Below are 19,247 nucleotides of genomic sequence, written 5' to 3'. Positions count from 1 at the left end.
TAGGTTCTTTTTTATTTGTCATGGAAGTGGGATAAGTTTAAATAATCTGCATCTTCCAGAAAAATGGATGTTTCGACATTTTTTTAGTATAATATACACATGAAAAATGAAACAGGGGGGCGGAAATTGAAAAAAATAAGTACAATCCTATTATTCCTACTACTAATTCTTGCAACAAACTCAGTTGAAGCAAACGCAGAAGAAGGAGTAGAGCGCTTTGCAGGAAAAGATAGATTTGAAGTTGCTGTTAATATATCAAAAAAAGGATGGTCCGCGGGTGCAAATACAGTAATATTAGCAAATTACCTAGCCTTCGCAGATGCATTAGCTGCAACTCCATTAGCCTATCAAGAAAATGGACCCATTCTACTTACTCATCCCAATAAGTTAACAGATACTACTAAAGCAGAATTGAAAAGGTTAAACCCGCAAAAAGTAATTCTTGTGGGTGGACCTGGCAGTATTCATAATCAAGTTATTACGGATCTTCAGTCCATGAATATCAAGAATGTGGAACGTATCGGTGGAATAGACAGATATGAAGTTGCAAAGCAAGTGGCCAGCAGGCTTCCAAATACAGGAAAGGCTGTCATTGCATATGGATTAAATTATCCAGATGCTCTAGCAATTGCTCCATATGCGGCAAGAAATGGATATCCAATTTTATTAACAAAAAAAGATAATCTTCCTCAATTCACAAAGGATTCTTTAAACTCTAAGCAAATTAAAAGCACAATTATTGTGGGGGGAGAAGGTAGTGTAGGGAAGAATGTTGCAAATAGTCTACCAGGTCCATATCGAATTGGTGGAAAGGATCGCTACGAAGTCGCTGCAAACATAGACAATACCTATAATAAGGAAATTGGCAATGTGTTTATTGCGACTGGTGCATCCTTTGCAGATGCCCTTACAGGCTCAGTGTTAGCTGCAAAAGAAACTGCATCTCTTCTGCTTACTTATAAGGATAAACTGCCTCAACCGACAGAAAATGCTATGCTTAGGAAGCCTAATTTAAATATTACTATTTTAGGCGGTACCGGGTCTGTTGGCAGTAATATGTATATTCCAGGGGTATGGACAATCAAGAAACCAGGAAAAAATACATTACAAGGATACACTTCTAAGACTTCGTATATTCCAGGAGAATCCATTGCCTTTTATATTAAAAGTCCATCGTCCTATCAATTGGAATTTTATCGAATGGGTTACAATAATGGAAAAGGGGCACAACATTTAACGACGATTTCTGGTAGGGGAGCCTCTATTCAAAATAGTAAATCTGATCCAAATACAATGGATGCAAATTGGACTCAATCTTATCAATATCAAATTCCATCCAATTGGAGTAGTGGCTTCTATTTAGTGAAAATAGTAAGCAATGATAAAATGGAAAGCTATATTCCTTTTGTGATAAAGGATAGACAGCCTAATGCAGATTTTGCAGTTTTAATTTCAACAAATACGTATCAGGCATACAATAATTGGGGCGGAAAAAGTTTATATGGGTACAATAGCTCAAATAAAATACCTGCCATAAAGATATCTTATAATCGTCCATATAATGAGGAAAATGGTGCGGGTCAGTTTTTCAGCTATGAATATAATCTCATTAGATGGATGGAGAAGAAGGGTTACAACCTAAACTATGTAACTGATACAGATATTCATCAAGGATATTTGGCAAACGCAAATATTAAATCTCTAATTGTAGCTGGCCATGGAGAATATTGGTCGAAACAAATGAGAGATCATATTGAAAATAAGCATATGAATGGAAATATGGACATTGGTGTGTTTAGTGCGAATGTAGGTTACTGGCAAGTTAGATATGAAAATAATGACCGTCTACTTGTAAGTTATAAAGATCGGGCTAATGAGGATCCATTTAACTTAACGGATCCAAGTCAAGTTACGGCTATGTTTAGACAAGCACCTGTTAATAGGCCAGAAAGTGAACTATTTGGAGTAATGTACCAGGGGATACCATCAAGAACGATGCCCTTTGTTGTCACGAATAGCTCCCATTGGATATATAACGGAACAACTCTAAAAAATGGTGACCAAATCCCCAGTGTTGTAGGTGGCGAAATAGATAGATATGATAGTGCGATTCCTGGAGTTGAAGTTATTGGGCATTCCCCGGTCGTATTATATGGAAATAATTCCTTCGCAAATGTAGTATGGGTGGAGAAACCATCTGGATCAAAGGTTTTTGCTGTAGGAACTTTTTACTGGAACTGGTTCCTAGATCCGTATGGACATGAAACTCAGTCAAGTTACAATCCTAATCTTGAAAAGATGACTGAAAATGTTTTAAATAAGTTTATTAATTAATAATAGGGATTCATTGACCTGCCAATAAAAAAAGAGAACTTAGGCTTAGCCTATGTTCTCTTTTTTTATGAATAAATCACAAAGAACGATAATTTATTGGAAAACATGAGGGATTTTTACATTTTTTTTACAAAAAAACTTAAATTTCTAGTATAATAGAACTACAGGACTTTTTTGCTAGGTTATAAGAGTTAATTATATTAAGAGGTGGTTAAAATTAAAAAGAGACTCACAATAGCAACATTATTTTTCCTACTCATTTTATCAATTCATACATATGCATTTGCTGCTGAAAAGAGTTATGAGAGAATTGATGGTTTAGACCGTTTTGAAGTTGCGGTAAATGCTTCGAAAAAAGGATGGCCACAGGGAAGTGACACTGTAATTCTATCATTTTATAATGCATTTGCAGATGCACTAGCTTCTACCCCATTGGCATATCAAAATGATGCTCCAATTCTACTAACTCATCAAGATAAGCTTACACCGACGACTAGAAATGAGATTTTACGACTCTCGCCAAGTAATGTAATTATTGTTGGTGGACCGGGAAGTGTTTCTGATCGTATCAATTCTGAACTTGCTGGATTAGGCATTCCGAATGTTAGAAGGATTGGCGGGATAGACCGTTATGAGGTTGCATACAACATTTCAAAGGAATTGCCATCTAATCAAAATGCGGTTGTCGCTTACGGATTAACGTTCGCAGATGCTTTAACAATAGGTCCTTATGCAGCTAAAAATGGAATCCCCATCTTACTTACGAAAACGAGCGACCTACCATCTAAAACGAAACAAGCACTTGTAGAACGAAATGTAACAAAGACAACTGTGGTTGGTGGAGAAGGTAGTGTGTCGAGACAGGTTTTTGATCAATTACCAGGAGCAACTCGTATCGGTGGTAAAGATAGATATGAAGTTGCTGCAAATATCGTAAAGCAATTTCGATTACCGACTAATAAAGTTTACGTTGCAACAGGATTAACGTTTGCTGATGCATTAACAGGTTCGATTCTAGCTGCAAAAGAAAATGCTCCAATATTATTAACAAAATCAAACCATGCACCAGATCAAACAAAAGCAATTGCGAATCGTCCGGAATCGTCAAGCTTTGTCATTCTTGGTGGCCGCGGCTCCGTTGAAGAACCTGCTGTCTACGATATCGTTAATCCATATCGAAATTCACCTATCGTCTATTTTGTTCCACATGCAGATGACGAAGTGTTAACCTACTCTGTTGATATTCGAAATGAAATTCAAAAAGGAAGAGAAGTATTTCTAGTCTTACTTTCTAAAGGGGAAGACTCCTTTGCCAGGGAAATTGCGAATGGTGCATATGATTCAGAATCATATCGAAGTGATTTAGCAGGACAAAAGGTATGGTGTAGTTGGCATAAGACTTATCATAATCCAACACAAGAAGGCTTTCTGCATGGTCACTTAAGTGAGGCTGAATTTGGGGAAGTAAGAATGGAAGATTTCAAACGTGCAGGACAAGCCCTTGGAGTTCCAACTGATCATATTATTACTGCTGATGCGATTTCACTAGGAAATTACTATTCTTCGGTTGTCAGAGGTGTCGTTCAAAAATACGTTAACTTGTACCCAAATGGCGAATTTAGAACCATGTCTAAACATGATTTACACATAGCTCATGCTATGATTGGAAGTGTTCTTGAAGATTTGGAGAGAGAAGGAATACTTGATGAATTACAGACTCGGTATTTTGTATCCATTTATACGGATCGTTTTGCATATAAAAAGCTAAAGGAAAAAGTATATGTACAAAAGCTTCAAGTACCAAATGATTCAACCTTTGTTCAAAGCAGTATACAAATTTATTTGAACTATAATCCTAAACAAGGTATATATGCAACTGGCTATCATTCCGTACAGTCACAATTTGATTCGATGAAAAATAGTACATATACCTTATTTTATTACTAAACAACGAGGAGAGCTCCTAAGCAGTGTGAATTGCAGGAGCTTTTTTCTTTTTATATAGTAATGAAGTAATTATTGTAACAAATTGATAAAATCAAACAGTGTGATAAAATGATATGATTGTAGAGGAATCGACATATTTTTTGAGGAGTTATCGAAATGGCAACTAAAAAGAATATCCTTATTTTCTTAACAAGTAGATATCCATATAAACCTGGTGAGGAATTTATTGAAACTGAAATTAAGTTTGTGTCAAAAGAATTTGATGAAATAGTTATCATTCCTACTAGTAGCTTTGATGAAAGTTCAGTAAGGGATGTGCCACAAAATGTGTATGTCCATAAGAATCCAAAAACTTCTTCAAGAGTTAAAAGAACATTTGAAGTTCTACGAAATAAACAAAGTATGAATTGGTTGCTAAACGAATCACGTTCAGCCATAAAATTTGGGATGAAAGGTTTCTTAAATCTTATAAATTGGCTAGGATACGCAAATCATATTAAGAAAGAAATTGAAGAAGTGGTTGGAGGATTGGATAGCGAAGGAAGTAAAATTTATATTTATTCCTATTGGTTAACACCATCAGCTGTTGCAGCTGCCATGATGAAGGAAACCAACCCGAATCTAATCGCAGTATCTAGAACGCACGGTGGAGACTTATACGATTATCGTCACTCCCCACCATATTTACCTCTTAAAATGAGAGTAATAAATACTTTGAATCGGGTGTACACCATTTCAAAGGATGGATACGAATATCTATCCAATCAGAACCCTAACATCGCCAATAAATTGGTCGTTAGTAGATTGGGGACAAGCGCCTCTAAAGGGTTTAGCAAACAGTCAACCGATTCAGTTTTACGAATTGTGACATGCTCCTATTTAAAACCTGTTAAGCGAATTGGTCTTTTAGTCAGCGCCCTTAGTGAGTGTTCGATTCCGATCGAGTGGACTCATATAGGTGATGGGGAATTAAGAAATGAGATTGAAACAAAAACAAAGCTTTTATCGTCTAATAAGATGGTACGGTTTTTGGGGAATCTTCCTAATGAAGAAGTAAGAAGGGTTTATGAGAATGGAACATTTGATTTATTTTTAAATGTAAGCGAAAGTGAAGGGATACCTGTCACAATCATGGAAGCATTTAGTTGTGGGATTCCAGTTATGGCTACAGATGTAGGAGGTACTTCAGAACTCGTAAACGCACAGAATGGTGTCCTTTTACCCAAAAATATTGATCCAGTGGAATTGACGATTGAAATCGAGAAGTATGCTTTGTTATCCGATGATGAGAAGAAAGCAAAGATCAGGAATGCAATTGAAACATGGGATACAACCTATAATGCCGAGAGAAATTATACTGATTTTGCACAAGCAACTAAGAAAATTGGGGAATTGAACACATATGCCAACACAGGGGAATAGTTTTATAAAAAACAGTACAATTACACTTGTAAGACAATTTCTGGGAATTATATTTGGTCTTTTATTACTCGTACTTTTGGCGAGATTTCTTGGAGACAAAGCTTACGGGGAGTATACACTAATCACATTATTACCCCAAATGCTCCTTACATTTCTAAATTTAGGGATTAATTCCGCGACCATCTATTATGTAAGTCGTAAAGAGGTAGACATAAATACAGCATTTAACACGAATGTCTTTACTGCACTACTATTGTCCTTAATTGGGATGATTATTGGAGTAATTACAATTCTCCTACTAGGAGATAGTAAGTTTTCTGAGATTGATCCAGCCTATCTGTATTTAATATTGGCTGGGTTACCTTTCATGTTTTTAATGACTTTTTTACAGACCGTATTTCAAGGCTTAGAGAACTTTAAGATGTTTAACACTATTTTGGTCATTCAGCAGTTCTCTAATTTGTTGTTTGTTGCTGTGTTAATTGTCGTTTTTGATTTCCATTTATTCGGTTCATTACTTGCATTTATGATAGGCTTTGCGATAACAGTTGTTGTTATCTTTATAGTGTTTATTACTAAATACAATGTGACAATTCATATAAAATACTTTTCGGTCCCATTCCTAAAAAAAACAATTGGATACGGATTGAAGGCCCATGTTAGTAACATGATGACCTTTTTAAATTACCGATTGGATCTTTTATTAGTTGGTTATTTTTTAAATCTTTCTTCAGTGGGAATTTATTCGGCCGCTCTGAATGTAGGGGAACGGATTTCGATTTTTTCACAGGCTATTTCTAGTGTATTGCTTCCAAGAGTAGCATCATTAGACACTACAGAGGGTCGAAACAAAATTACGACAATTGTCACTAGGAACCTAACATTGTTCATCATCCTATTATCTCTAGTCTTGTTCTTTTTGTCTGATTTTGTTTTTCAACTATTATTTGGACCGAAGTATAGTTCAAGTTCGATTATTTTGAAATTGCTACTACCAGGTTTGGCAGTCCTATCAATTGAAAAAGTATTGTCCAATGACCTGGCAGGACGGGGCAAACCTGAATTAAATATGTATGTTTCCTTTGTGAATGTGATTTTAAATGTGATTCTGAATTTGATTTTGATTCCGCCATATGGAATTGAAGGTGCTGCCATCGCAAGTACAATTACGTATATCATTAGCTTTATCATGAAAGTATTTATCTTTAAAAAAGAATCTGGTGAAAGCATATCCTCCATTCTTATTATAAAAAAACATGATGTCGAACTATATCGAACTATTTTCAAGAAACTACGAGTTAAGGTATAATTGCAAGGTAACGGAAATGGAGGTATTTCTGTGAATATATTAATAACTGGCGGAGCGGGCTTTATAGGAACTTTTACAAAAAAGTTGCTCAAAATGGAAGGGCATAAAATTGTGATTCTTGATAACCTTCAATCAGGCAGTAGAGAAAATCTTAGGGATGATGAGGTTTTTATTGAAGGTGATATCAGAGATTCCACTATTACTCAAAAGCTACTACCTTATGACATCGAAGTTATTATCCATCTAGCAGCTCAAACTAGTGTACCTATTTCCATAAAGGATCCTTTAAATGATCTTAGTATTAATATTGAGGGAACGATAAAGGTTTTACAGGTAGCAAAAGAATTAGGTATTAAAAAGTTTATTTTTGCATCTTCTGCAGCTGTATATGGCGACAATGAGTCCCTTCCGATTCAAGAAGAGGCTGTATTACAACCAACTTCTCCGTATGGCATTTCAAAAATGTCTGCTGAAAAGTATATTGAATCCTTTTGTAAATTACATGACATTACTTATATTATCTTTAGGTTTGCAAATGTATTCGGTCCAAAGCAAAGTAAGGATGGCGAAGGTGGAGTTATCAAAATCTTTTTTGATTGTATGATGAAGGGTGTTCCGCCACAAATATTTGGAGACGGAACGCAAACGCGGGATTTTATCTTTGTTGAGGACATTGCAAGAGCACACGTAGCGGCATTAAAAGAAGTACCATCTGGTATTTATAATGTAAGTACAAACACAGAAATTAGTGTTAATGAATTAATCAATTGGATTAAAGAAACGACACAGGTTGAATTATCACCAATTTATACAGAGGAACGTGCAGGAGATATTTATAAAAGTTGTCTCGACAACAGTAAAATCAAAACAAACCTAGGTTGGGAACCTGTATATTCTGTCTTAGAAGGCATTAAAGAAACGTACGATTCACTTAAGTAATCATTCGGTTACCTTTTTGTATTTAAATTGTAATAAATGAGTTTACCTGAATTCGTTTATTTTTGATAATATAAATAAGGTGATTTTGAAAGACTATACTTAGGAATATTTATTCATTTAAACATCCTGGCTATATTTTTTAGGCAGGAAAGTGAGGAGATTTAATAATGAGTGAAATTCAATTAAATGCGAATGCAAAAGAATTATTAAATAAAATCGAAAACAAAACAGCTACCATCGGTGTAGTTGGCTTAGGTTATGTAGGATTACCGCTAGCTGTTGAGAAGGCAAACGCTGGATACAATGTAATTGGTTTTGATATCCAAGAAAAAAGAACGAATATGGTTAACGAGGGAATTAACTATATTGGTGATGTAGTCGATGAAGAACTATCTAAATTTGTCTCTGAAAAAAGATTAGTGGCTACAACAGATTATTCACGTATTCAGGAAGTAGATGCTGTTGCAATTTGTGTACCTACTCCTTTAGACACTTACCAACAGCCAGATACATCATATGTTGAAAGCTCTGGGAAGGAAATTGCCAAGTATCTTCATAAAGGCATGTTAGTCGTCTTAGAAAGCACTACGTATCCTGGTACAACTGAAGAGGTGTTAAAACCTATTTTGGAAGCATCGGGCTTAGTTTGTGGTGAAGACTTCTTCCTTGCTTATTCACCAGAACGTGTAGACCCAGGTAATAAGAGCTATAATACGAAAAATACGCCTAAGGTTGTTGGGGGTATCACGCCTGCTTGTACGGCAATCGCCGCTGAAATGTACAAAAATGTATTAGAAGGGGACGTTCACCAAGTATCTAGTCCTGCAGTTGCAGAAATGGAGAAAATCCTTGAAAATACATTTAGACATCTCAATATTGCCCTAGCAAATGAAATGGCTATTTTATGTAACAAAATGGGGATTGATGTATGGGAAGTTATTGATGCAGCTGCAACAAAACCATACGGATTTATGCCATTCTATCCAGGACCGGGGCTTGGTGGTCACTGTATTCCAATTGATCCATTCTATCTCACATGGAAAGCAAGAGAATACAATTACCATACACGTTTGATTGAACTGGCTGGGGAAATTAATAATAGCATGCCTGAATTTGTTATTGACCGTTGCATGCAAATCTTAAATAAAGAAAGAAAATCTCTTAATGGCTCAAAAATAGTCATGCTTGGGGTTGCTTATAAGAAAGATATCGATGATGTACGTGAATCTCCATCATTATTAATTTTAAATGAACTTGAAAGAGCTGGAGCAGACTGGGTTACTGTAGACCCACATGTGAAGAACTTCAGATTTAATGGGCAGGTTGTAGAGCCTGTTGAACTAACAAAAGAGTTAATTGAATCTGCAGATTTAGTTCTTATTACAACTAACCACAGTAATTTCGATTATGAAATGGTGGCTAAGCATTCAAATGCGATTTTTGATACACGTAATGCATTGAAAGAACATAAAGATTCTTCAGCTAATTATTATCGATTATAAAAGAAGAAATTATGTTGGAGGATAACCAGGCTAATTGAAATTGGGCTGGTTATCCTTGTGTAAAAATGTTTACTTTATTCAGCATCTCATTACTATAAATGGTGGATGAATGCAATAGGAGTAACAATTCAATAGGGTTTAAACCCCGGCTGAATAAAGTAAAAGCCTCCGGCGGATGCCACGATTTTTCAGCGGAAACTTTTCGAGCAAGCTCGAAAAAAATCGGGCGCAAATACGCCAGGGCGCATTTGATTCTTTAATTCGTAAATTTCGAAAGTAGTGAGTAAAATGAAGGTTTGTCATTTAACCTCGGTTCATCCGGCGTTAGATATTCGGATATTTGTAAAAGAATGTAAGACACTACAACGGGCTGGACATGAAGTCACACTAATTGTTGCCAATCAGGAATCACAGGTTGTTGATAGCGTAACAATTAAAAGTGTTAATGCTCCTGCAGGTAATAGAATCACACGGATGATTGCCAGTACAAGAGCTATTTATGATGAGGCAATTAGGCAAGATGCAGATGTTTATCATTTTCATGACCCGGAGTTAATTCCAATTGGATTATTACTGAAAAAAAGAGGAAAGAAAGTAATATACGATGTACATGAGGATGTCCCTGAACAAGTACTATCAAAGGAATGGATCCCAGGATTCTTACGAAAAAGTATTTCCTCGATTGTAAAATCAGTCGAAAAATTTGCATCTAAGCGGTTTGATGCTGTTATAACAGCAACTCCTACCATTAATAATAGATTTGTGACATATAATAAAAACTCGGTAATCGTACATAATTTTCCAATCCTGAATGAATTGGCAGGCAGTGTGGAAAATAGTGATGTAAAAAGAGAAGATCTTCTCTACATTGGCGGTATCACAAAATTGCGTGGGATTGAAGAAATGGTTGAGGCAATGGGAATTGTCAATCAAACCATTGATTCAACCTTAGCTTTAGCCGGCAAATTTTCGCCAGAGAGTTTGGAAGATGAAATGAAAAGCCATCCAGATTGGCGATATATCAATCATGTAGGATGGTTAACACGTAACGAAGTAAAGGAACAGTTAAGTAAATCAAGTATTGGGCTTGTACTGCTAAGACCTGAACCTAGATATGTCGTTTCCTACCCGATTAAATTATTTGAATACATGTCAGCCGGTGTCCCTGTAATCGCTTCTAATTTTCCTCTTTGGAAAGGGATTGTTGAAGGAAAAAATTGTGGCCTATGTGTGGACCCTCTAGATCCAAAGAGCATTGCGGATGCAATCATTTGGATTTTACAGCATCCAGAAGAAGCAAAAAAGATGGGGGAAAATGGTCGAAAAGCCATTGAAAATAAGTATAATTGGGAAACAGAAAGTATTACCCTTACAAATTTATATCAGAAATTTAATTAGAAAACTATTTAAAAGCGAGGTAAGTAAGATGAGAGTACCTATGTTAGATTTAACTGAGCAGTATCAAACTTTAAAACCGCAAATCCATGATGCAATGGAAGAGGTTATGTCGAACGCTCATTTTATTTTAGGGAAAAATGTTAAACAATTGGAAAGTGATATAGCTGAATATAGCAATGTGAACTATGGTGTAGGTGTGGCAAATGGTAGTGATGCCTTACACATCTCTTTAGAAGCATGTGGTGTAGGAGCAGGTGATGAGGTCATTGTTCCGTCCTTTACATTCTTTGCTACAGCAGGAGCAGTCGCTCGGACAGGTGCAACACCGGTATTTGTAGACATCAATCCAAAAACGTTTAATATTGATCCTGAAAAAATAAAAGCTGCTATTACAGAAAAAACAAAAGGGATTATACCAGTTCATCTATATGGGCAAATGGCAGAATTGGACGAGATTGCTTCAATCGCAAAAGAACATAATCTATTTGTAATAGAAGATGCTGCACAAGCAATTGGCTCTGAGTATAAAGGGAAAAAGCCAGGGGAGCTAGGTACGACAGCTTGTTATAGCTTCTTCCCAACAAAGAACTTAGGTGCGTATGGTGATGGTGGAATGATCGTTACAAACGATGAGGACATCGCTGAAAAAATGAGAGTGATTCGTGTCCACGGAAGTAAGCCAAAATATTATCACCATGTTCTTGGATATAATAGCCGCTTGGATGAATTACAAGCAGCGATATTAAATGTAAAGTTCCCACATTTAAATGATTGGAGTAGACAGCGAATCAGAAATGCTGATAATTATACTCGCTTATTGAATGAGCATGTACCACATGTAGTAACACCTTTTAAAGAGGAGCACAACTATCATATTTATCATCAATATACAATAAGGGTAGAAAAACGTGATGAGCTACAAGCGTTTTTGAAAGAAAACGGTGTAGAAACGATGGTTTATTATCCAAAACCACTTCACCTACAGCCTGTATTTGCAGAATTAGGGTATAAGGAAGGGGATTTACCGGAAACCGAAAAAGCTTCAAATGAGGCGATTTCTTTACCGATGTTCCCTGAATTGAAACTAGAGCAACAGGAATATGTGGTTAGTAAAATAAAAGAGTTTTACACAAGATAAAAAGGCTTGATGAAGGAAAGGCTGTTTCGGAAGCAGCCTTTTCATGTTTGATAGTGGAGGTGACACGATGCTAAAGACACAGTGGTTAACTTGCCTACCCGTGCAATTAGCACTGACAGTAGGATTTGTATATTTATTAAGCAAATTTTCGTTTTCTTATATATCTGAATCTAACATTCCACTTATGAGTTTAGTTGTAGTCTTACTTTGTATAGGATTAATTGGGTTCGTTTTTTATAAAAATCTTTTTTGGGTGAATAGTACATTTCTTGAAAGATTAGTCAGCCTTTTACTGATTACTTCTTTTTTAGGGTCAGGCTTGCTAGCTGTACCGGTAGGTCCGATTAGTATATTTCCTTTTCGTTTAATCCTTATGCTATTGGTTGCTTTAACCGTCATTTATATCGTGAACAGGGGACCACTCGTATTGATGAACGAAATAAGAGTCATGCCAATCATCCTTTTTATCCTTAGCTGGTTGTGTATTGGTTTATTATCTATCTCATGGTCAATATCTTGGGAAGATGGAATTAAGGAAATCATTTATTTAACAACAGGTATTTTAGTTGTATTTTATGTAACATTTCTATACAAAGGTGAAATGAAGTATGTTGAGTTTTATTATATTTGGGTGTTAATGACCATATTATTAGTTGGTATTGGATATATCAATTATCTATTCCAGTATCACTTACCTGTTTCGAGAATTAATAATGTTTATGACTACCAGAAATCAATCCCAACAGCCGTTTTCACAAATGAAAATGATTTTGCGAGCTTTTTATCGATTAGTATCTTCTTTTTTGTGGCATTGATTATGAATGGAAAGGTGCCTATTTTAAAGATTATCGGACTTCTAGGCATACCACTTATTACGTACTTAATATTAGTAACTTCATCTCGTGCCAATTTACTGGCGGTAATGTTAGGGCTACTATTTTGGTTTTTCTTTATTTTACGAAATAGGCAAAAGATGATTGTACTATATGGAGCGATGATTCTTTTCGTCCTTGCAAATCTTTTATTTACTGATCAGTTAAGTAAAGTTTATGCATTGGGATTTGAGGAAATCCATACTTTAATTGAACGGGAAGAAACGGGTAATTCTGTTGATATTCGAGAAAATTTATTAAAGAATGTAGCAGTGTTTGTCGGAGATACCCTAGGTTTTGGTGTTGGAGCAGGGAATGCAGAATATTATATGAAAAACTTCCAAGTTTATGAAACGTTTCATAATTATAATGTTCATAACTGGTGGGCGGAGATAGCCGTTCATTATGGTGTCTTCATTTTTATCGGTTATATTCTATTATTTATTTATTTGATTTACAAGCTATATAGGATTAATCGAGAGACACGCAATCGAAATTATCGGATGATAAGTGAGGCCCTGTCCTGTGCCTTAGTTGCGTTTAGTTTGGCTAGTATTAGTCCTAACTCTTTCATGGCATTAAACTATAATTGGGTACTTATCGCATTTTCAATAGGATTTATTAACTACTATTTTGTTCAAAGTAGGGAGGATCAAGATGAAAAATATACTGAATCGAATAAAGAATAGGGCTAAACGGCTTCTTTGGGTAATGATATTATTACCCATAATAACAGGAGTAATCGGATATATTTTCGAATCACAGCAGCCGGTTACCTATACGGCAACCGCCGAAATTATTTTAGGTAATTTTGAAAATGAGAGATATACTGATCAAAAATTTGCATCTGATAAATTGAAGACAAAAGAATATATAAAAAAGATACAAGAGAAAGAGGGTTTGCCTGACACTTGGGTATCCGAAGTTTTAGGTAAATTACAAGTTTCACCATTAGCTACAAAAATGATTGTTTTGTCATATACCTCCACCGATCAAATTAGGGGAGAAGAGATAGTGAACATTGTGAAGGACTACTTTTTATCTGAAAGTAACAAGAAATTTAGTGATAAACAAGAACATTACGCTAAGGTAATTAAGGAACTTGATAAAGTTGATACATCGGGGGATGCACTTGCTTCTATTAATAAGATAGAGAATTATGATAAAGCAGACATAAACCTATTAAATTTGCAGGCAACAGAACTTAGTGAAGATGTTAAGGTTAACGTTAATCAACCTAATCCTATGAATCGAGCTACTTTAGGATTTTTACTTGGTTTAATGATTAATATCATTATCTTGGTAACTCCTGAAATCTTTAGAGAAGAACCAATAAGGGACTGACATTTGTCAGTCCCTTTTATTCTTTAGTTATTATCGGTTCTGTAGCTTTTTTCACTTTCCGTAGGTTCATTGTTCCCATTTTCAGTTGTAAAGCCACTTTCATTTTCAGATGAATTAGCCATTTGATTGCCATGTAAATGATTCTGGAGTTCTTCTTTGATAGTTGCAATATTTTCATCATCTGGCTCGAAATAATAAACATCGTTAATATACTTATCATAGCCTGTTATATTTAATGTTTCGATCTTTGTTGAGTTGAAATCTGAGTATTTTTTTCTGAATGCTAAGGCTTCACGTATTCGTAAGTTAGTCTCAACATTCCTACCTATTTCAGCACCAATATCATCTATTTTTAGTAAGGTTTTTGGTGTGGATAATTTATCAATAACAGACATGACAATCTGTTTTTGACGGTCGTTTCGGCCAAAATCGCCTCGTGGATCGTATTTTCGCATACGCGCGTAAACCAAGGCTTCTTCACCGTCTAAGTGCATTTTGCCCTCTTTAAAATAGAACCTATCCCATTTGTTATTTATATCAGAGAAATCAAATGGTACCTCTACGTTAACTCCACCCAATTCATCTACTATATTAATGAAGCCTTGAAAGTTTACTGTAACAAAGTAGTCAATTGGAATATCTAAAAAGTCTTCAACGGTTTCAATTGTAAGTTCTTTACCGCCGTAAGAAAAGGAATGATTAATTTTATCTCTATTTTTTCTACCTGGAATTTTAACAAGTGTATCTCTTGGGATGCTAAGAAGCTTCATATTTCCTTGTGAAGGATTGAAGGTAGCAACCATTAATGTATCAGATCTTCCCTTATCGAATTCATCTGAATAATCTTCAATTCCTAATAATAAAATGGATACTGGGTCTGTCGAAATTTGTACTGGTTCTTCTCTTAATTTTGACTTACCATCTGTGCGATTTTCAATTTCTGTATAGGATTCGCTAGCTGCATTATAGGTTTGATAAAATATATATCCCACAATGGATCCTATAATTAATAATAGAAATAAAAATACGGAAAGTATTCGTCGTCTTTTTATTTTTTTTCGTCTATTTTTTATGGCTGATCTGTTCTTTTTTTCATATTTGTCCATGCCACTTCTCCTCAAATTGTACGAATCATTTTATTTCTTCTTCTAAATACTCCACAACACCCTCCGAAATTTCCGCTTGTCCATTTGTTAGTTCAGTCATCCATTCGGTGAATTGTGGTGTTTGGCCTTCTTCTACATAGGTTTCGATTTCTACTGCGTCAATATACTTGATTTCTTTGATTTGGTAAATCGATGAGCGCAGTTCGTTTTCTACTTTTCCAAGCCAAGTGTAATCGATTTTTGTATGCATGACTCTCATCAACTTACGTTCAACGATACCTGTTGCTTGAAGGCCTTCTGAGGTTGATTTTCCGTATGCACGGATTAGTCCCCCTGCTCCTAATTTTATTCCACCGAAATACCTAGTTATGACAACAACTGTATCTTTTAGGTGTTTTTTCTTTAGGACTTCAAGGATCGGTACACCAGCAGTTCCACTTGGTTCGCCATCATCATTTGCTTTTTGAATGTGGTCGTTTTCCCCAATGAGATAAGCGAAACAATTGTGGGTTGCATCCCAGTTGTGTTTTTTTATTTTTTGAATGAATTCTAGCGCTTCTTCTTCGGTTGTTGCGCGGTCGATATATGCAATAAAGCGTGATTTTTGAATATTTATTTCATGCTCGCCATACCCTTTTACTGTATAATAGGAATGAAGCATTACGTAATACCTCCTATCGGGGCGCTTACGAAAGGTTCATGTCATGTGACAAAATTCGGCACTGACCGAGTTTTTCTATAAAAATTTGCCCATTCTTCTATTATAAAGCGACATAATTTTTACATCAATGGTTTGTTTTTGGCATAGGTTGAATGTAATACAAATGTAATTGATATGATACACTACAAAAAACAAATCGGTATATAATTAGCATATCTAGCAGAAGGCCCACTTCTCCTAGATATGCTAAGGCCTCCGGCGGATGCCACGATTTTTAAAAGGAAACTTTTCGAGCAAGCTCGAAAAAAATCGGGCGCAAATACGCCAAGGCGTATTTGATTAAATTGGAGGTGGAAGCATGGCTACTAAAGGGCTTGATATTAAAGTTCTTGATTCTATATTGGAAAAAATGGTGCACACCGTTGATCATAGTAAAGAAGAGATTTTCCGGATTGGCGAGCAGTCTCGCAATGAGTTTGTGACCTTGACGGATGAGTTAAAGGATATAAAGGAACGGGTTGGGACGATTATTGATGATGCGGATCGTTTGGAAAACCACTCTCGTTTTGCTCGGAAGCGCCTTTCTGAGGTAAGCAGTCATTTTAATAAGTATTCAGAAGATGAAATTCGGAATGCGTATGAAAAAGCACATGATTTGCAAATGCAGTTAACCGTAGTTAGGCAGGAGGAAAAGCAGCTACGTGAACGTCGGGATGAGCTGGAAAGACGTCTAGTTGGTTTAAATGAGACAATTGAACGGGCAGATCATCTTGTTAGTCAAATTTCCGTTGTTCTCAATTATTTAAATAGTGATTTTAAGATGGTTGGCGAAATTTTAGAGGACGCGAAGCAAAAGCAGGCGTTTGGTCTGAAGATTATTGAGGCTCAAGAAGAGGAGCGACGTAAGCTTTCTCGTGAAATTCATGATGGACCAGCCCAAATGCTCGCAAATGTCATGCTGCGTTCGCAAATTATTGATAAGGTCTATAAGGAAAGTCAGGAGCAAGGTGTGAAGGAAATTCATGATTTACGTAAAATGGTCCGTTCCGCATTGTATGAGGTACGTCGGATCATTTATGACCTGCGTCCGATGGCACTGGATGATCTTGGATTAGTTCCGACCCTCAAAAAGTACCTGTCTACTATCGAAGAATATAATGGCGACACTACGATTTCATTTACGTTTATTGGTTCGGAGCAAAGAATTCCGTCAAAATTCGAGGTGGCTTTATTCCGAATGGTCCAGGAAGCTGTCCAAAATGCATTGAAGCATGCGGATCCTCGTGAAATTGTAGTTAAGCTTGAGATGAGTAGAAATCATGTAACAGTTATCGTGAAAGACAATGGAAAAGGCTTTGATATTCGTGAGAAGAAAAAAGACTCGTTTGGATTAATAGGAATGCGAGAGCGGGTAGATTTACTCGATGGGAATCTAACGATTGATTCAAGTGTTGGCGCAGGAACGATTGTGATGATTCAGGTGCCGATAGAAGTTTAAATGGATTCAATGATCAAAGACTAAGAACGCCACATCCTGATGTCTTCGTCTTTGTGACCCGCATCGTGGGGCCTCCTTTTCTATAAGTGAGAAAATTCCGGTTATTCATGATACGTTACAAGAAATGGTCTCGATACTATAAATGACTTATTTATATAGGAAAAATAAGAAAAAACCTACTAATTTGGTCTGTTAATACTGCTTAAGGAGTATTGACCGAAATTGCCTCGATTGTCAAAATGAAAGGGGGAGGCGTTAGTACATGAAAACAAGCATAGTTATTATTGATGATCACCAATTATTTCGCGAGGGTGTAAAACGAATACTAGATTTTGAACCAACCTTTCAAGTAGTTGCAGAGGGTGATGATGGGGAACAGGCGGTAGCCCTAATTGAGGAGCATAATCCCGATGTTGTCATCATGGACATTAACATGCCACACTTGAACGGAATCGAAGCAACAAAACAATTAATCGACACATACCCTGATACGAAGGTCATTATATTATCGATTCACGATGACGAAAGCTATGTGACGCATGCCCTAAAAACTGGAGCAACTGGTTATTTATTAAAGGAAATGGATGCGGATTCTCTAGTCGAAGCGGTCAAAGTCGTCGCAGAAGGTGGATCATACTTGCATCCAAGAGTTACGCATAATTTAGTGAAGGAATTCCGTCGACTTGCGGTTGCAAGTGGCCAATCCATTACTGCACATTCACAGGTAGCATTGGAGATTCGCCGTCCACTACATCTGTTAACAAGAAGAGAGTGTGAGGTTCTTCAGCTATTGACTGACGGACGAAGCAACCGTGGCATTGGTGACGACCTATATATTAGTGAAAAAACGGTTAAAAACCACGTAAGTAATATTTTACAAAAAATGAACGTAAACGATCGTACCCAAGCTGTAGTAGTAGCGATTAAGAATGGCTGGGTTGAGGTTAAATAAATGATGCACTAGACTTTTGATTAGTCTAGTGCTTTTATTTTTTGGCAACCCCCATAACTATATATTTCCAATTGTCTGGTGTAATTTTATTAAAGAGTTTTTGATCAAATTTTGCTAGAAGCCTCCGTTGCTTTTCATTTCTTCCTAAAGTAGCAAAAAATCCTGTCGTAGTATAATTTACGTTTGAAAAATCGCTACAGAATTCGCTAAGTTCTTCTAAATTAATATATCTCCATGATTTTCCCCAGTTTACAAGTGTTTTTCTTAATGTTTTATGAAGCGGTGAAGCGCTTAAATTTTCAGCAAAGAATAATTCTCCTCCTGGTTTTAAGACACGATGTATTTCTTTTATAGCTTTTTTTTGAGCAAGGATATTGTTATTGCTCCCAACTCCACCTAGTACAGATTTAAAAACAATAACATCAAATTCTTCATCTCTGTATGGCAGTTCTGTTGCATCGATGGAAGAATACTCTATTAAATTTGATAAAGAATATTTATTATGCTTCTCTAAGGCTTTGTCGGTGGGACCATTCACATCACTACAAATAACATTACAGCCGTGATGTGCAAGCCATAAGGACAAACCACCATTTCTACTTCCTATTTCAAGTCCTTTACTATTTAAAAGGTTAAGAGTACTTTGCTGTAACCAATAATCGAGAGATTGTCTCCAATTTTCAACATCCCATTCAATGATATCATGCACCATTTCATCACTTAATCGTAAAGCCATTTAAACGTTCCTCCTAAAAATTTTACAACAACAGTTACAATTTTCTCCATAACTAAATTGGATATACATAGAAAGAGGAAAGTATGCGT

At 36.0% G+C, this 19,247-nt stretch carries 15 protein-coding genes; 12 read left to right on the top strand and 3 right to left on the bottom strand.

What is annotated here, in order from left to right; translation table 11 throughout:
- The first annotated feature begins 126 nt into the window (after positions 1-126).
- From V7147_RS02655 to V7147_RS02610, 10 genes are all read left to right on the top strand, one after another.
- Positions 127-2,334, top strand: a complete 2,208-nt coding sequence (locus V7147_RS02655; RefSeq protein WP_335366308.1) for a N,N-dimethylformamidase beta subunit family domain-containing protein — start codon at positions 127-129, stop codon at positions 2,332-2,334.
- Between the two features lie 207 nt (positions 2,335-2,541).
- Complete coding sequence (locus V7147_RS02650; protein ID WP_335366307.1) at positions 2,542-4,281, top strand: cell wall-binding repeat-containing protein; 1,740 nt, start codon at positions 2,542-2,544, stop codon at positions 4,279-4,281.
- 156 nt (positions 4,282-4,437) lie between these two features.
- On the top strand, positions 4,438-5,703 hold the full coding sequence (locus V7147_RS02645; protein ID WP_335366306.1) for a glycosyltransferase: 1,266 nt from the start codon (positions 4,438-4,440) through the stop codon (positions 5,701-5,703).
- Positions 5,684-7,012, top strand: a complete 1,329-nt coding sequence (locus V7147_RS02640; RefSeq protein ID WP_335366305.1) for a flippase — start codon at positions 5,684-5,686, stop codon at positions 7,010-7,012. The genes V7147_RS02645 and V7147_RS02640 overlap by 20 nt, the downstream gene beginning before the upstream one ends.
- A gap of 30 nt (positions 7,013-7,042) precedes the next feature.
- Positions 7,043-7,951 carry an NAD-dependent epimerase/dehydratase family protein gene (locus tag V7147_RS02635; RefSeq protein ID WP_335366304.1) on the top strand — a complete coding sequence of 303 codons (909 nt, stop codon included), beginning with the start codon at positions 7,043-7,045 and terminating at the stop codon, positions 7,949-7,951.
- A gap of 167 nt (positions 7,952-8,118) precedes the next feature.
- On the top strand, positions 8,119-9,453 hold the full coding sequence (locus tag V7147_RS02630; protein ID WP_335366303.1) for a nucleotide sugar dehydrogenase: 1,335 nt from the start codon (positions 8,119-8,121) through the stop codon (positions 9,451-9,453).
- Positions 9,454-9,741: 288 nt separating this feature from the next.
- A complete protein-coding gene (locus tag V7147_RS02625) occupies positions 9,742-10,851 on the top strand; it encodes a glycosyltransferase family 4 protein (protein ID WP_335366302.1) in 1,110 nt (369 codons plus the stop codon).
- 28 nt (positions 10,852-10,879) lie between these two features.
- Positions 10,880-11,989 (top strand): DegT/DnrJ/EryC1/StrS family aminotransferase, encoded by a 1,110-nt coding sequence (locus V7147_RS02620; protein WP_335366301.1) that lies wholly within the window; start codon positions 10,880-10,882, stop codon positions 11,987-11,989.
- Between the two features lie 67 nt (positions 11,990-12,056).
- Complete coding sequence (locus tag V7147_RS02615) at positions 12,057-13,550, top strand: O-antigen ligase family protein (RefSeq protein ID WP_335366300.1); 1,494 nt, start codon at positions 12,057-12,059, stop codon at positions 13,548-13,550.
- A complete protein-coding gene (locus V7147_RS02610; protein ID WP_335366299.1) occupies positions 13,519-14,205 on the top strand; it encodes a hypothetical protein in 687 nt (228 codons plus the stop codon). The genes V7147_RS02615 and V7147_RS02610 overlap by 32 nt, the downstream gene beginning before the upstream one ends.
- Positions 14,206-14,228: 23 nt before the next feature.
- On the opposite strand, the gene V7147_RS02605 is transcribed toward V7147_RS02610, so the two are convergent.
- Positions 14,229-15,311 (bottom strand): LCP family protein, encoded by a 1,083-nt coding sequence (locus V7147_RS02605; RefSeq protein WP_335366298.1) that lies wholly within the window; start codon positions 15,309-15,311, stop codon positions 14,229-14,231.
- A 25-nt stretch (positions 15,312-15,336) separates the two neighbouring features.
- On the bottom strand, positions 15,337-15,972 hold the full coding sequence (locus V7147_RS02600) for a YigZ family protein (protein ID WP_335366297.1): 636 nt from the start codon (positions 15,970-15,972) through the stop codon (positions 15,337-15,339).
- A gap of 358 nt (positions 15,973-16,330) precedes the next feature.
- Between V7147_RS02600 and V7147_RS02595 the strand changes: the two genes are divergently transcribed.
- On the top strand, positions 16,331-17,470 hold the full coding sequence (locus tag V7147_RS02595) for a sensor histidine kinase (protein WP_335366296.1): 1,140 nt from the start codon (positions 16,331-16,333) through the stop codon (positions 17,468-17,470).
- A 262-nt stretch (positions 17,471-17,732) separates the two neighbouring features.
- Positions 17,733-18,422, top strand: coding sequence for a response regulator transcription factor (locus V7147_RS02590; RefSeq protein ID WP_335366295.1), 690 nt, complete (start codon positions 17,733-17,735; stop codon positions 18,420-18,422).
- A 34-nt stretch (positions 18,423-18,456) separates the two neighbouring features.
- Here the strand turns inward: V7147_RS02590 and V7147_RS02585 are convergent, their stop codons facing one another.
- Positions 18,457-19,158, bottom strand: a complete 702-nt coding sequence (locus V7147_RS02585) for a class I SAM-dependent methyltransferase (RefSeq protein WP_335366294.1) — start codon at positions 19,156-19,158, stop codon at positions 18,457-18,459.
- Positions 19,159-19,247 lie beyond the last annotated feature (89 nt).

It is taken from the genome of Bacillus sp. JJ1521 (assembly GCF_036965165.1).
Lineage (GTDB): Bacteria > Bacillota > Bacilli > Bacillales > Bacillaceae_L > Ferdinandcohnia.
The sequence above is the reverse complement of the archived record's forward strand: the minus strand, read 5'-3'. Positions and strand labels throughout refer to the sequence as shown.

What these genes read in the sequence shown, in the direction of transcription:
- V7147_RS02645 (WP_335366306.1), top strand. Translation starts at nt 4,438, where the DNA reads ATGGCAACTAAAAAGAATATCCTTATTTTCTTAACAAGTAGATATCCA.
- V7147_RS02640 (WP_335366305.1), top strand. Translation starts at nt 5,684, where the DNA reads ATGCCAACACAGGGGAATAGTTTTATAAAAAACAGTACAATTACACTT.
- V7147_RS02630 (WP_335366303.1), top strand. Translation starts at nt 8,119, where the DNA reads ATGAGTGAAATTCAATTAAATGCGAATGCAAAAGAATTATTAAATAAA.
- V7147_RS02625 (WP_335366302.1), top strand. Translation starts at nt 9,742, where the DNA reads ATGAAGGTTTGTCATTTAACCTCGGTTCATCCGGCGTTAGATATTCGG.
- V7147_RS02620 (WP_335366301.1), top strand. Translation starts at nt 10,880, where the DNA reads ATGAGAGTACCTATGTTAGATTTAACTGAGCAGTATCAAACTTTAAAA.
- V7147_RS02615 (WP_335366300.1), top strand. Translation starts at nt 12,057, where the DNA reads ATGCTAAAGACACAGTGGTTAACTTGCCTACCCGTGCAATTAGCACTG.
- V7147_RS02610 (WP_335366299.1), top strand. Translation starts at nt 13,519, where the DNA reads ATGAAAAATATACTGAATCGAATAAAGAATAGGGCTAAACGGCTTCTT.
- V7147_RS02605 (WP_335366298.1), bottom strand. Translation starts at nt 15,311, where the DNA reads ATGGACAAATATGAAAAAAAGAACAGATCAGCCATAAAAAATAGACGA.
- V7147_RS02600 (WP_335366297.1), bottom strand. Translation starts at nt 15,972, where the DNA reads ATGCTTCATTCCTATTATACAGTAAAAGGGTATGGCGAGCATGAAATA.
- V7147_RS02595 (WP_335366296.1), top strand. Translation starts at nt 16,331, where the DNA reads ATGGCTACTAAAGGGCTTGATATTAAAGTTCTTGATTCTATATTGGAA.
- V7147_RS02590 (WP_335366295.1), top strand. Translation starts at nt 17,733, where the DNA reads ATGAAAACAAGCATAGTTATTATTGATGATCACCAATTATTTCGCGAG.
- V7147_RS02585 (WP_335366294.1), bottom strand. Translation starts at nt 19,158, where the DNA reads ATGGCTTTACGATTAAGTGATGAAATGGTGCATGATATCATTGAATGG.